This is a genomic window from Achromobacter maghribensis, from assembly GCF_057334215.1.
The window spans coordinates 51,325-64,699 of record NZ_JBHFII010000006.1; the positions used below are offsets into that span (position 1 = coordinate 51,325).

Annotated in this window: 11 protein-coding genes; 8 read left to right on the top strand and 3 right to left on the bottom strand. The window is 63.4% G+C overall.

Annotated features, from left to right (window positions below; genetic code table 11):
• Positions 1 to 53 precede the first annotated feature (53 nt).
• Positions 54 to 245, bottom strand: a complete 192-nt coding sequence (locus tag ACE039_RS03205) for a putative motility protein (RefSeq protein WP_485821671.1) — start codon at positions 243 to 245, stop codon at positions 54 to 56.
• A gap of 172 nt (positions 246 to 417) precedes the next feature.
• Positions 418 to 1,299 carry a hypothetical protein gene (locus ACE039_RS03210; RefSeq protein ID WP_485821672.1) on the bottom strand — a complete coding sequence of 294 codons (882 nt, stop codon included), beginning with the start codon at positions 1,297 to 1,299 and terminating at the stop codon, positions 418 to 420.
• Positions 1,300 to 1,545: 246 nt separating this feature from the next.
• Here ACE039_RS03210 and ACE039_RS03215 point away from each other — a divergent pair, with 246 nt between their 5' ends.
• From ACE039_RS03215 to ACE039_RS03250, 8 genes are all read left to right on the top strand, one after another.
• Positions 1,546 to 5,013: an O-linked N-acetylglucosamine transferase family protein gene (locus tag ACE039_RS03215; RefSeq protein ID WP_485821673.1), complete on the top strand. Its 3,468-nt coding sequence runs from the start codon at positions 1,546 to 1,548 to the stop codon at positions 5,011 to 5,013.
• Positions 5,010 to 5,780, top strand: a complete 771-nt coding sequence (gene rfbF, locus ACE039_RS03220; protein WP_105559848.1) for a glucose-1-phosphate cytidylyltransferase — start codon at positions 5,010 to 5,012, stop codon at positions 5,778 to 5,780. Before ACE039_RS03215 ends, rfbF begins: the two co-directional genes overlap by 4 nt.
• Positions 5,777 to 6,838, top strand: coding sequence for a CDP-glucose 4,6-dehydratase (gene rfbG, locus ACE039_RS03225; RefSeq protein WP_310027544.1), 1,062 nt, complete (start codon positions 5,777 to 5,779; stop codon positions 6,836 to 6,838). The genes rfbF and rfbG overlap by 4 nt, the downstream gene beginning before the upstream one ends.
• A 63-nt stretch (positions 6,839 to 6,901) precedes the next feature.
• Positions 6,902 to 8,218, top strand: a complete 1,317-nt coding sequence (rfbH, locus tag ACE039_RS03230) for a lipopolysaccharide biosynthesis protein RfbH (RefSeq protein ID WP_485821674.1) — start codon at positions 6,902 to 6,904, stop codon at positions 8,216 to 8,218.
• A gap of 1 nt (position 8,219) precedes the next feature.
• A complete protein-coding gene (locus ACE039_RS03235; protein ID WP_485821675.1) occupies positions 8,220 to 8,789 on the top strand; it encodes a dTDP-4-dehydrorhamnose 3,5-epimerase family protein in 570 nt (189 codons plus the stop codon).
• A complete protein-coding gene (locus ACE039_RS03240) occupies positions 8,786 to 9,694 on the top strand; it encodes an NAD-dependent epimerase/dehydratase family protein (protein WP_485821676.1) in 909 nt (302 codons plus the stop codon). The genes ACE039_RS03235 and ACE039_RS03240 overlap by 4 nt, the downstream gene beginning before the upstream one ends.
• Positions 9,691 to 10,191 carry an acyltransferase gene (locus ACE039_RS03245; RefSeq protein WP_448709232.1) on the top strand — a complete coding sequence of 167 codons (501 nt, stop codon included), beginning with the start codon at positions 9,691 to 9,693 and terminating at the stop codon, positions 10,189 to 10,191. The genes ACE039_RS03240 and ACE039_RS03245 overlap by 4 nt, the downstream gene beginning before the upstream one ends.
• Positions 10,192 to 10,260: 69 nt before the next feature.
• The gene (locus ACE039_RS03250) at positions 10,261 to 11,757 is read left to right on the top strand and encodes an alpha/beta fold hydrolase (protein WP_485821677.1); all 1,497 of its coding nucleotides are present in this window, start codon (positions 10,261 to 10,263) and stop codon (positions 11,755 to 11,757) included.
• A 247-nt stretch (positions 11,758 to 12,004) separates the two neighbouring features.
• Here ACE039_RS03250 and ACE039_RS03255 read toward each other — a convergent pair whose 3' ends face one another.
• Positions 12,005 to 13,135, bottom strand: a complete 1,131-nt coding sequence (locus tag ACE039_RS03255; RefSeq protein ID WP_448709230.1) for a FliC/FljB family flagellin — start codon at positions 13,133 to 13,135, stop codon at positions 12,005 to 12,007.
• Positions 13,136 to 13,375: the final 240 nt, after the last annotated feature.

Sequence of the window (13,375 nt, forward strand, 5' to 3'; positions counted from 1 at the left end):
GTCGAGGGGCCGGCGCTTTTTTTTGGATGCGCCGGGAGCGGCGCTGCCCTGGCTCAGGCTTGCGTGTTGATGCTCGAACCCAGCGTGCTGTCGATGGCCATCGGCGCCACGGACTGCATCAGCGTCGCGATGGTGTCGGCTTGCGAATTCAGGACCTTCTTCAATAGCCGGGCCTGCACTTCCTGCACGACGTTCGCGTCTTTCAGGGCGAGGGCGGTGTTGACGGTGTTGTTGACGGAGTCCAAGGTCGCGGTGTCCTAATCGGGAAGGGGGCCGGGCCAGGCCCAGGGTTTACGCATTATTGCGCAGGTTTCTGGTGGGACGCAAAGGATTGTCACAGGTTTGCGTGGCCATCCCGTGACAGGCGGCGTCTTCGGACGGCAGCCGAGGCGTCAGGGTTTCGGCTGCGCGCCGAGGCTAGGGCTGTGCGGGACATTCCTTGATCGTGCCCCAACCATGGTTCGGTTCGCAGAATTGCTTGCGTGCCGCCCATGCGCAATCCGGACGTTCGAAGAATCCCAACTGGGCACACCGATCCAGTTCGCCCTGCAGCGCATCGATCCAGGCCGTAGGGTTCTGCGCAGGGATTTCCGTGATGCGCAGCGTGGACTGCGGCGCGCTGGCGGGCGGGGCGTCCGCGGTCGCCAGCACACGCGGGGACGCCGTGTCGGAAGGGGCGGCTGGCGCGACGTCCGCCGCGGGCGTATGCGGCGCAGCCGTGGATTCGGATTCGCGCTCGGGCTTCGGTTCCACCGCCCCTGCGGCACGGGAGTCCCCGGCGGGATCAGACGCTGGAGCAGGAGCCATCACCGGTTCGGACGGGGGCTTTGCGTCGGTCCTCTCGGTGGAGGCCCCCCCTTCTGGCGCTAGCGGCGGCAGGGGCAGAAGCGGCACCCGGACCGGGCTGGCCGAGGTGGCGCCGGTGATGCCATTGTTCGGCGCATTCCAGGACACCACCAACAGCACCAGCGCGCCATAGATGGCCAAGGTGTAGATCACGGTCAAGGTGGCCGACCCCACGCGACGTCCGGTGATCGGGGAAGCATCGTCGCGGCCCAGCAGGGCACGCCAGCCCACCAGCGCCGCACCCGGGGCAGAGATCAGCCACCAGCCCAGCCGGCGCAGGCAGCCGGATCGGGAAGCGGGAAGCGAGGCCTGCACCTGGGCAGCCAGCAATTCGCGCAACGCGCGATTTTCTTCGCGCAGACGGGCTGTCTGCGGATCCACCGGCACCTGAGAGTCTGGATCCGGGGTGCCGTCGTGCTGCGTAGCGAGTGGATCGGGGGGCGTGGCGGTCATGTGGCGAAAAAAATAGATACAAAGCTGCGGCCGCAATTATGCCGGGATCATGCGTCACGCAAAAATCCGATAAGGCGGCAAAAAGCCGGCTTCAAAATTGTCTTCGATGGTCCCCTGGATTCCCGCCTGCGTGAATAGGGTGTAAGAGCCGGTAAAAACCGGCGCTTTTCGCCCGATTCCGCTGGCATCGGCGCTGATATTCTGGCCCACACTTGCCACTGGTACATGCCCGATGCGGAGTTTCTTTTGAACGCGCCTGAGTCCCTACCCGATGGAGGCCGCGACGTCGCGGCTTCTCCCGCTTTGGCCGATCACGCCATCAACTTCCTGAGTTCGCCGGGCCACCTGCGCGCCACGGCACATCTTTATGGCTTGACCAGCGTGCCGCTGGACGAGGCGCGTGTACTGCTGCTGGGGTGCCGGGCGGGGGCCAATGCCTTCCCGTTCGCTGCAGCCTATCCGCGCGCCAAAATATTGGGGATCGACCCCGATTCTACCCAGATTGAGGTCGCTCGCCAGCATGCGGAGATCCTCGGGTTGGCGAACGCTGAATTCATCGCGGCCGACTACGCGGCGGTGACCCCGGAACTGGGCGAATTCGACTACATCATCGCGCACGACGTCTTCAGTCTGCTGGACCGGGACCAAGCCGCCGAGATCCTTCGCATCTGCCGTTTGAACCTGGCTTTCGAGGGCATTGCCTACGTCAATTACGATACTTATCCGGGCGGCCGCGCGTTCGAGGCCGTGCGCGATGCCATGATGCTGTACAGCCATGGCGCCGAGACGCCGGAGGGGCAGCGAGAGGCCGCGCGGACAGCGCTGACCTTGTTCACCAACGGGATCGCCGCCGGCAATCCCATGGCGGGCGCGCTTAGTCAGGCCGCGGAGCGGAGCAAGGCCGATCTGGATGCCGGTTTGTTCGGGATTGCGCGTCAGCCCTATTATTTTGTGGAGTTCTCCGAGCTGGTTTCCGGCTTTGCGATGATCTGCGCGGGCGATGCCGAGCCCCAGATTGAAATGGCCGATTCCTACGGGTCCAACGTTTCGCTGGCGCACGGTCTGTTGGGCTTGGGCAAGCAGCGGGTGTTGCGGCAACAGAATCTGGACTTTTCCGTCGGACGCCAGCACCGTCGTACGATTCTGGTGCACCAAGAGCGAGCCGAGCAGGTGTTGCCGCAGGTCGCTCTGCCGCGGTTGATGGATCTGCGGTGGGCGGGCCGTTTCCGGCGTTGCGCCCTGGGTCTGCGCGATGTGAAGAATGTCTACTTTGAAACGACGCCAGGGCAGGTTTTCTCGACGGATGACGTGATCGTGCAGCGCGTCGTGGATGCATTGGGGTGCGCCTGGCCCGAATCCCTCACAGCAGCGCGCCTGGTCGAGTACGTTCAAGACGGCCAGCAGGTGCCGGAAGGCAAGACCGCCCAGGATGTAACCCAGGCCGCGCTCCTGTATCTATTGCGCCGTGGGCTCGTGCGCTTCGCGGTGGACGTCACGCCCTACGACACGGTTGCCGAAGGCGTGCTGCAGGTCGTTCCTCAGTTATTGTCCGCCGTGGCGGCGCGCAAAGACGGGCTGGCAGTGCCTCTTTTCAATTGGTGGCATGAGCCTGTCGATGAACCGTTGGAACCCGTCGTGCTGGAGCGGCTGGCCGCGGGGCAGGCTTTATCGGTGATAGACACGCTCATTCAGAATGAAACCGCGTCGGCGCCGCTGGCGGAATTAAATATCGAAAGGCCGGCCGCCGACGCCGAGAAAATCTCGTTGGCGCAGCAATTGCGCGCGCTCAGGCGATCCGCCTCGTTGCGCGTTGGCGCCACCCGCTGGCGGGATTTCCTGCAAGAGGGCCTGGAGGCCAGCAAAGGCGAGCGTCACTCGTGGGCGCTTTATGTGCAGGCCTTGTCGCGATGGCTGCTGACGCAGCCGGCGACGGTCCGCAAGCTTCGTGGCGTCACGCCCGAACAGCAGAAAGAGGCCGTGGAGCTGCGGACGCTGGCGTATCTGGGCAAGGCCAATGCCGATGCCGAAGCGCGCGTCCGCCGTTTGATCAAGCACGCGCCCCGTTGCGATGCCGCCTGGGATGCGCTGAGTTCGATTCAGCGCGACCGTGGCGAGCTGAAGGAGGCGGCTGCGTCGTTGCTGCAAGCGTTCAAACTGGATGCCGGCACGGCGCACCGCTATGTGCTGCTGTCGTTGCTGCTGATCTCGATGCAGTTGCTGAACGAGGCAGAGACCGCTTGCTTGCAAGCCATATCCATGCAACGGAACTACGGCTCGGCGCACAATGTGCTGGGCAGTTGCTATCACAAGGCGTCGCGCTACTACGAGTCCATTTTCCACTATCAGCGCGCCCTGGAACTTGACCCGACCCAGTTGGATTCGATAGGAAACTATGGCGTCGTGCTGGCGGACATTGGGGACTTTGAAGGGTCGGACAAGCAATACAAAGAGGTGTTGCGCCGCACCCCGGACAATCCACAGGTCTGGGGCAGCAGATTCTTCGGGTTGAATTACTTCCCCGATCGTACTGCCGAGCAGATATACGCGGTTTACCAGGAGTTCGACGCCTTCTATGGCGAACCGATGCGCAAGCATTGGCTACCGCATCGCAACGAAAGGAGCCCGGGGCGGCGCCTGCGGATCGGCTACGTCTCGCCCGACATCAGGGTGCATCCGGTGACGCTGTTTCTTGAGCCGTTGATGGCGAATCACGATGCCGCGCAGTTCGAGGTTCATGTGTATGCCCACCTGGAAGTAGAGGACGAGGTCACCGAGCGCTTCAAGGGCTACGCGCAAGGATGGACCCGTACCAATGGCATGTCCGACGACGTCCTTGCCCGCCGCATCCGCGCCGACAAGATCGATATCCTGGTGGATCTGGCTGGCCACACCGCCAATAACCGCCTGGGTGTGTTCATTCGCAAGCCTGCTCCCGTTCAGGTCACGTGGCTGGGCTTCGGATGCACGACCGGCCTGAAGGCGATCGACCACATCCTGATCGATTCCGACATGGCGCCGCCGAGTTCGGAGCATTTGTTTGCCGAGGCGCCATGGCGGCTGGATGGGAGCAATTTCGCGTATCGGCCGAAGGCCGAAATGGGCGAGGTCAGCCCCTTGCCGGCGATCGCCAATGGCTATGTCCGATTTGTCACGCTGTCCCGCGCGATCCGGTTCAACGAGCACGTCCTGCGGGTATGGGCAGACATCCTTAATCGCGTACCGACGGCAAAACTCGTGGTGGACAGCCGCAGTTACGTGTCGACCGGCTTGCGTGAAGACCTGGAGACGCGCTTCGCGGTGCACGGCATTCCGGCCAGCCGCCTTGAAATCGGCTTCCATTCGCCTCCCTGGGACTTGCTGCGCGAGTGCGACATCACGCTCGACTGCTTCCCCCATAACTCGGGCACGACCTTGTTCGAAAGCCTGTATATGGGGCTGCCGTTCGTGACCCTGGCGGGCCGTCCAGGCGTGGGCCGCATTGGCGCTTCGACGCTGACGGGCCTGGGCCGCAGTGAATGGACCGCCCATACCGAAGCCGAGTACGTCGACAAGGTGGTCGCGTTGGCCAGCGACATTCCGGCGCTGGCGCGCATCCGCGCCGGCCTGCGCAACGAGATGCGCGCAAGCAGCCTGATGGACGAACCCGCTTATGCGCGCAAGGTCGAGACGGCCTTTCGCGCCATGTTCAAAAATTGGTGTGAGAAACAAGCATGAAGGCAATCATTCTTGCGGGTGGCCTGGGCACGCGCATTTCCGAAGAAACGCATGTCAAGCCCAAGCCCATGGTGGAGATCGGCGGCAAGCCGATCCTGTGGCACATCATGAAGATGTACTCCGCGCACGGCGTCAATGACTTCGTAATCTGCTGCGGCTACAAGGGCTACGTCATCAAGGAGTATTTCGCCAACTACTTCCTGCATATGTCGGACGTGACGTTCGACATGGCGAACAACCAGATGGAAGTGCATCAGCGTCACGCCGAACCGTGGCGCGTCACGCTGGTGGACACGGGCGACGACACGATGACCGGCGGCCGACTGAAACGGGTTGCCGATTACGTCAAGGATGAAGAGGCGTTCTGCTTCACCTACGGCGACGGCGTGGCGGACGTGGACATTTCCGCGTTGATCGCCTTCCATCGCAAGCACGGCCGCGCCGCGACCGTAACCGCGGTGCAACCCCCCGGGCGCTACGGTGCGCTGAAGATGGAAGATGACCTGGTGGCGGGCTTCACCGAGAAGCCGCGCGGCGACGGCGGCCTGATCAACGGTGGCTTCTTCGTGTTGTCGCCCGAGGTGCTGCCCCTGATTGAAGGCGATCATATCTCCTGGGAAATGGAGCCGCTGGAAACCCTGGCCCGCAAGGGCGATCTGATGGCGTTCCGCCATATGGGCTTTTGGCAGCCGATGGATACGTTGCGCGAAAAGCGCATGTTGGAATCGCTGTGGGAAACGAACAAGGCGCCCTGGAGGGTTTGGTGAGTGCCGATTCCGAGAGCTTCTGGCGCGGCAAACGTGTCTTCCTGACGGGACATACGGGGTTCAAGGGCGGTTGGCTGGCGCTATGGCTGCGCCGCCTGGGCGCCGAGGTTACCGCTGTGTCGTTGGCGCCGCCAGAAGGCCGGCCCAGCCTGTTTGACGCAGCGCGCATCGCCAGCGTCACGGACAGCCACATCCTGGACATCCGCGATGCGCCAGCGCTGTCGGCGGTGATCCGGCAGGCCCGGCCCGAGATCGTATTGCACCTGGCGGCGCAGCCGCTGGTGCGCGCCAGCTACCGTGAACCGCTGCAGACCTTCGACACCAACGTGATGGGAACCGCGCACGTGCTGGACGCGCTGCGCGGGCTGCCCGAGGCACGGGTGGCGCTGTGCATCACGACCGACAAGGTCTACCGCAACGAGGAATGGACGTACCCGTACCGCGAAAGCGATGCGCTGGGCGGGCATGACCCCTACAGCGCCAGCAAGGCGGCGGCGGAACTGGTTGCGGCCAGCTACCGCGATGCATTCCTGCGGCAGCAAGGCGTGGCGGTCGCGACGGCGCGTGCCGGCAATGTTATTGGCGGGGGCGATTGGTCGGAAGACCGGCTGCTGCCCGACGCGGTGCGGGCGTGGCAGGCCGGGGGCACGCTGGAAATCCGCAATCCCGGATCTATCCGGCCGTGGCAGCATGTGCTGGAGCCGCTGGCCGGCTATCTCCGCCTGGCCCAGGCGTTGTGGGATCGGCCCGAACTGGCCGGCCCCTACAATTTTGGACCGCCACCGCATGAGGCGGCAACGGTGCGGGACGTGGTCGAACTGGCTCGCGCTGCCTATGGCCTGGGCGAAGTGGCTTATGGCACGGCCGGCAACGGTCCGCACGAGGCGGGCCTGCTGGCGCTGGACACATCGCGCACCCGTTCGGTGCTGGGCGTGCAGTCTCGCTGGGACCTGGAACGGTCCGTCGGTGAAACCATGCGCTGGTACCGCGCCCATCATGAGAGCCGCGACGCACGCGCATTGTGCGATGCGCAGATCGACGCTTACGGCATGCCCTGAACGGGGCGGGCGCCGAGACAAGGCGTCGTCCCGGGGCAAAAACACTGATTGTTGAGAACAAGCATGAATCCTAATGAAATCCGGGCGCAGATCGCCCAGTTGGTGGACCAGTACCACGAGGCCCAGGAGCGCGAGCGCGCGGCGTTTGCGCCGGGCAAGAGCGTCGTGCCGCCATCCGGCAAACTGATCGGCGCCGCCGAACTCAAAGCCATGGTCGAGGCCTCGCTGGACGGCTGGCTGACCACCGGGCGTTTCAACGACGCGTTCGAACAGCGCCTGGCCCAGTATCTGGGCGTCAAGCACCTGATCACCGTTAATTCGGGGTCGTCGGCCAACCTGGTGGCGTTTTCGACGTTGACCTCGCCCAAGCTGGGCGACCGCGCGATTCGCCGCGGCGACGAAGTGATCGGCGTGGCCGCCGGGTTCCCCACGACGGTCAACCCGATCCTGCAATTCGGCGCGGTGCCGGTGTTCGTGGACGTGGAGCTGGGCACCTATAACGTGGACGCCAGCTTGCTGGAGGCCGCGATCACGCCCCGCACCAAGGCCATCATGCTGGCGCACACGCTAGGCAACCCGTACAACCTGGACGTGGTCACGGCCTTGTGCAAAAAGTACAACTTGTGGCTGGTCGAAGACTGTTGCGACGCGTTGGGTTCCACCTATAACGGCCGCATGGTCGGCACCTTCGGCGACATCGGCACGCTCAGCTTCTACCCGGCGCACCACATTACGATGGGCGAGGGCGGGGCGGTCTTCATGAACGACCCGCATTTGAAACTGATCGCCGAGTCGTTCCGCGATTGGGGCCGCGATTGCTACTGCGGCCCGGGCAAGGACAACACCTGCGGCAAGCGCTTCTGTCAAAAGCTGGGCAGCTTGCCAGAGGGCTATGACCACAAGTACACGTATTCGCACATCGGATACAACCTGAAAATCACCGACATGCAGGCCGCTTGCGGCTTGGCGCAGATGGATCGGGTGGAGGAATTCGTGGCGCAGCGCAAGGCCAATTTCCGCTTTCTGAAGGAACGGCTGGCTTCCTGCGAGGAATTTCTGATCCTGCCCGAAGCCACGCCGGGGTCCGACCCGTCCTGGTTCGGATTCCCCATTACGCTTCGGCCCGAAGCCGAGGTGCGGCGCGTGGACTTGCTGACGTACCTGGATCAGGACAAGATCGGCACGCGCTTGCTGTTTGCCGGCAACCTGACGCGTCAGCCATCGATGGTCGACCAGCACTACCGCGTGTCGGGTGAGCTGACCAACACCGAGATCATCATGCAAAACACGTTCTGGATTGGCGTGCAACCCGCGCTGACCCCGGAGATGCTGGACTACGCCGCCAGCCGGATCGAGTTGTTCTTCGGCGTCGGGATCTGACATGCTTGCCCAAGCGTTGGAGATCCCGGGCTGCTATTTGTTCAGCCTGCCGCGCTTTCCGGATGCGCGCGGGGAGTTCCGCAAGCTATTGCATGCGCCGACGCTGGCAGGATTGGGGTTGGAGGCGGCCTATGCCGAATCGTATGTATCCGTGTCGCACCGCGGCGTGCTGCGCGGCATGCACTTTCAGGCGCCGCCGTCGGACCACGCCAAGCTGGTTACATGCCTGACGGGCCGCGTTCGAGACGGTCTCCTGGACCTGCGGCGCGGATCGCCCACCTTCATGCAGTCGTTGTCATTGCTGCTCGATGGCGACACACCGCAAGCCGTGTATGTGCCACGCGGCGTGGCTCACGGGTTCGCCGCGCACCGCGACCATACCGCGTTGCTGTACTACACGAGCTCCGTGCACGATGCCGAGCGCGATTGCGGGGTGCATCCCGCGACGACTGGCATCGACTGGTGGGCGGGCGAGGCCGGCATCGGCGAACCGTTGATGTCGCCGCGCGATGCGGCTCTGCCGCCGTTGAAGGATTTCAACAGTCCGTTCGCGTATACGGAGCCGCAATGACGGTGCGTGTGCTTGTCACGGGGGCCAGCGGATACGCGGGCGGCGTGATCGCCGATGAGCTACGCGCGCACGGCATGGAGGTGCTGACCGCAGGCCGCGCGCCCGCGAACGATATAAAACTGGATTTGTCCGACCCTGCCGGGGTGGCTGCCTTGAAGCTGCCGCAAGGCCTGCACGCGTGCGTGCATGCGGCGGCGATGCACGAGGTCGCCTGCCGCGCGACCCCGTCCTTGGCCTACGTGGTCAATGTCGCCGGCACGCGCGCGCTACTCGACGCCTGCGGACGGGCGGGCATTTCGCGGCATGCCTACGTGTCCACGTTTCATGTGTTTGGCCGGCCCGAAGGGCATCTGGATGAGGCTTCGGCGGTTGCTCCGCTCAACGATTATGGGCTGACGCATTGGCAAGCCGAACAGCTGTACACGCTGGCGGCACAGACGCAGGGGATGTCGGTGGATATCCTGCGTCCGGCCAACTTATTTGGTTTACCCGCGCATTGGGCGGGCTTTGACCGCTGGACGCTCGCGCCTTTCGACTTTTGTCGCCAGGCGGTTGAACATGGCCGAATCGCCCTGCACGGGCAGGGCACGGCGTTGCGCAACTACCTGAGCGCGCAGCATTTCGCGCGCGTGCTGGCAAGCCGCCTGGCCGAGCCAGGTGCGGGCGTGCTTCACGTTGCCGGCGCCGAATGGCGGATTCGGGATTTGGCGCATCTGGCCGCGTCGTGCGCCAGCGCGTCGTTGGGCCGGGAAGTGCCCGTCGTATTCGGCACGGCGGTGGAACCCGCCGCGCCTGAATACCAATTTGCGTCGCGGCATGAGGCAGCAGAAAGCGCGGACGCGCGCACGGCGATGGCTGCGTTTCTCTTTGGAACGCTGGCGCATCTGAGGGAGCTTCAAACATGAACCGGCTATCCGTGCTGGCCAAGATTTCCCCCTTGGCGGACATCGAACGATCTGTGCGGGGCAATCACGTTACGGTGGGCGACCATGCGACGATCGATAGCTTCGTGAAGGTCAAATTTGCGGGCGGCGATGGCGACGTGCACATCGGCGACCAGGTCTATCTGAATTCGGGCGTGGTGATCTATTCGGGCCATGGCGTGAGCATCGGGCGCGGCACGCTGATCGCCGCCAACACGACCTTGGCACCCACGAACCACGAATACCGCCGCAGCGACCTGACCATCATCGAACAGCGCTTCATGCCAAGCAAGGGCGGGATCCTGATCGAAGAAGACTGCTGGATCGGCGCCAATTGCGTGCTGCTGGACGGCTGCATATTGCGGCGCGGTTGCGTGGTCGCCGCTGGCACGGTGTTGCGCGGCGAGTGGCCGGCGTATGCCGTCATCGCCGGAAACCCGGCGGCAGTGATTCGTCACCGCACCCCGGATGCATATTAAATATCTATCGGAGCAGGATCGGTGAAATCGAACAAGAAAAGTGCGCCTAAGCCCGCGGGTGGGCAGACGATGAGCGTGGACGACGCGTTTGGCGTGGCTGCGCGTGCGTGGCAGGAAAACCGCCAGGCGGACGCGGCCCATATATGCAGGCAGATCGCGTCGATCCGCCCGGATCACCAGGGCGTCAAGCATCTGAATCTGGCGATGCAGCATGGCGTGCGTAACCTGGTATTCACGGCGTTGGCCCTGACCGACCCCGATATTTACAGCATCGGCGATTACTCGTATGGGGTGCCCTCGGTTTTTCCCCATAATCAGCCCCACGAACCTGCCCGGCTGACAATCGGCAATTTCTGCACTATCGGCCATCAGGTCGAGATCATCCTGGGGTCGTATCACCGTCAAGACACCTACACGATCTATCCCTTCTCGGCGCCGCATTTCGGCACCTTGTTCGCGTCCACGCAGGACATCACGGACTATTCCGCAACGCGCGGCAACGTGACGATCGGTCACGACGTGTGGATCGGCGCAGGCGCGAAAATCATGTCGGGGGTCACGATTGGCACGGGCGCGGTGATCGGTGCAGGGTCCGTCGTGTCGCGCGATGTGGGCAACTACGAAATCTGGACGGGCAATCCCGCGCAGTTCCGCCGGCGTCGGTTCGACGAGGTCGTGTCCGCCCGCTTGATGCGTGTGCGCTGGTGGGATTGGCCAAAGGATCTGATCGAACGTCATGCGCGCGACATCATGCGCGGCACGCCCGAGGCGCTGGATGCGTTGGAACAGGGGCATGAGGAATGGCTCGCGCGGTTGCGTGCGCCGGTCGGCGCGCCATTCGAGATGGTGCCGGGGCAATCGGGGCTGATTCGGATGCGCCGCGCCGCAGGCTGGCGTGAAGGCCGCCCGACATGGGTCGTGCTACATGGCTCGCTGGGCAGCATCGCCACCGTGCAGGGCTTTGAATCCCACCTGTCCGACGCGAACCTGCTGTTTGTCGACTTGCCCGGTTGCGGCGCCAGTACCGCGCCGCAGGAAATGTCGGTCAAGGGATTCACGGACGAGCTGTTGCCGGCGTTGTTGGCGGCCGCTCCGGCAGGATTCGGCATACTGGGCGTATCGTTCGGCGGCAGCGTCGCGCTGGAAATCGCCAGCCGTACGCCGCTATGCAAGCAGGTGGTGCTGCTGGACACGCCATTCTCGGCCGCAAAGCTCTGGCACAATCAGGCGTTTTTGCGCGGGGCACTGGCCAACCGCCCGGATGACCGCTATCTGCGCAGTTTTGCGTTGGATATCTACGGGGTAACGCCCACGGCAGCCGTGGAGCGTGATTATTGGCCGTTGCTGCAGGGCGTCGCACAACCGGTGACGGTGCTGACCGGCAATGTGCCGATGCAGCCGCCCCGCGATATGCCACCAGTGCCGTGTTGTCTGGATGAGGACGACCTGGTGCGTCTGGCGACGTTGGGGCTGCGCGTGGAACGCATCGCGGGTGGCCATGACCTGATCAACGACAACCCTGCTGCCGTGGCTGCGGTGGTTCGGTCCACGGGCTTGGTTGCCTAAGTCACGCGCTGCGCCCGACGAAAAATCTGGGCGTAGCAGGATGCATGCGGGGGCGGATGGAAATCCGCCCCTTTTTCATGCGCGTGCTGCGCCTGTACTCATTTGAATCACAGATTGGCGGAGCACCGTTTTCGCGGCGTGGCCGGCCATAAAAAAAGCCAGCCCGAAGGCTGGCTTTTCTGTTTCGGAGCGGGATCGGTGTCGAACTGCAACCCCAAAATCCCGACCGAAGGCTTGTCCGCTGGAATTAACGCAGCAGCGACAGAACCGTTTGCGGCACTTGGTTGGCTTGCGCCAGAACCGAGGTACCAGCCTGTTGCAGGATCTGAGCCTTGGTCATGTTCGACACTTCCGTAGCGTAGTCGGCATCTTCGATGCGCGAACGAGCGGCGGACAGGTTGTTGATCGTGTTGTTCAGGTTGGCAACAGTCGATTCGAAGCGGTTCTGGATCGCGCCCAGGTCGCTACGCAGGCTGTCGACTTGCGACAGGGCCTTGTCGACGCCAGCCAGCGGGTTGGTCGTGGCAGCGAACGTCGAAGCCGAAGCGTCCTTGCTGTTGACGGTCACGGTGCCGCCAGCGACGGACAGGTCCGAAGCCTTGACCGACACATACATCTTCTGGCCGGTAGTAACGCCCGGCTTCGTCGCGCCGGCGGTTGCCGTGACTTCGACGAACAGGTTGCCCTTGCTGTCCTTGACCAGCGAACCGGACGTCGGAGCGGTCGAGCCCAGGTCCTTGCCGTTGGTGATGGTGACGGCGGCCGAAGCGCCGGCGGTGATGCTGCCGGACGACACGCTCATGAACGATTCGACGTCCGAGTTGGCGGCAGCGGCAACGGTGCCTTGCGGGCCGTTCAGGCTCAGCTTGTCCAGACCCAGCGACTTGGCATCAATCTTTTCCAGATTGATGGTGATCGTTTCGTTGTCGTTGGCGCCGACTTGGATCGTCAGCGTGTTGTCCTTGGCCAGAACCTTGACGCCGTTGAATTGGGTCTGTTCCGACACGCGGGTGATTTCACCCAGGCGCTGGCTGATTTCAGCCTGGATCGAATCCAGGTCGGTCTGCGAGTTCGTGCCGTTGGTGGCTTGAACCGACAGTTGACGGATACGTTGCAGGTTGTTGTTGACTTCGTTCAACGCGCCTTCGGTCGTTTGAGCGATCGAGATACCGTCGTTGGCGTTACGGGCGGCTTGCGTCAGACCGTTAACGTTGGCGGTGAAGCGGTTGGCGATGGCTTGGCCAGCGGCGTCGTCCTTGGCGCTGTTGATGCGCAGGCCCGACGACAGGCGCTCAATGGCGCTGCCCAGGGTCGATTGCGACTTGTTCAGGTTGTTCTGCGCAACCAGCGACAGGTAATTGGTATTGATGACTGCCATGTGAGGCTCCCAAGAGAGAAAGGCTTCTTCAAACTGGGCAGCAAGGCCGCCCACTGGTGTTAACGGGAAAGTTCGTCGACTTCTTGTCTAGGAATCTCTCCGTTGCAAGGATTACGGCAGTCCTAAATCAATCTTTAGCCCTATTTCGCGAAAGTCGTATTTATTCTTGTATCCGCAGGGAGCGCATGCGCGGCCGGCGTTGCGCGGTGGCCGGGGCTAAAAAGAAGCGGGGGGCGGAGG

Coding starts and splice junctions, on each gene's coding strand:
- rfbH (WP_485821674.1), top strand. CDS start 6,902: ATGAATCCTAATGAAATCCGGGCGCAGATCGCCCAGTTGGTGGACCAG.
- ACE039_RS03235 (WP_485821675.1), top strand. CDS start 8,220: ATGCTTGCCCAAGCGTTGGAGATCCCGGGCTGCTATTTGTTCAGCCTG.
- ACE039_RS03250 (WP_485821677.1), top strand. CDS start 10,261: ATGAGCGTGGACGACGCGTTTGGCGTGGCTGCGCGTGCGTGGCAGGAA.
- ACE039_RS03245 (WP_448709232.1), top strand. CDS start 9,691: ATGAACCGGCTATCCGTGCTGGCCAAGATTTCCCCCTTGGCGGACATC.
- ACE039_RS03210 (WP_485821672.1), bottom strand. CDS start 1,299: ATGACCGCCACGCCCCCCGATCCACTCGCTACGCAGCACGACGGCACC.
- ACE039_RS03240 (WP_485821676.1), top strand. CDS start 8,786: ATGACGGTGCGTGTGCTTGTCACGGGGGCCAGCGGATACGCGGGCGGC.
- rfbF (WP_105559848.1), top strand. CDS start 5,010: ATGAAGGCAATCATTCTTGCGGGTGGCCTGGGCACGCGCATTTCCGAA.
- ACE039_RS03255 (WP_448709230.1), bottom strand. CDS start 13,135: ATGGCAGTCATCAATACCAATTACCTGTCGCTGGTTGCGCAGAACAAC.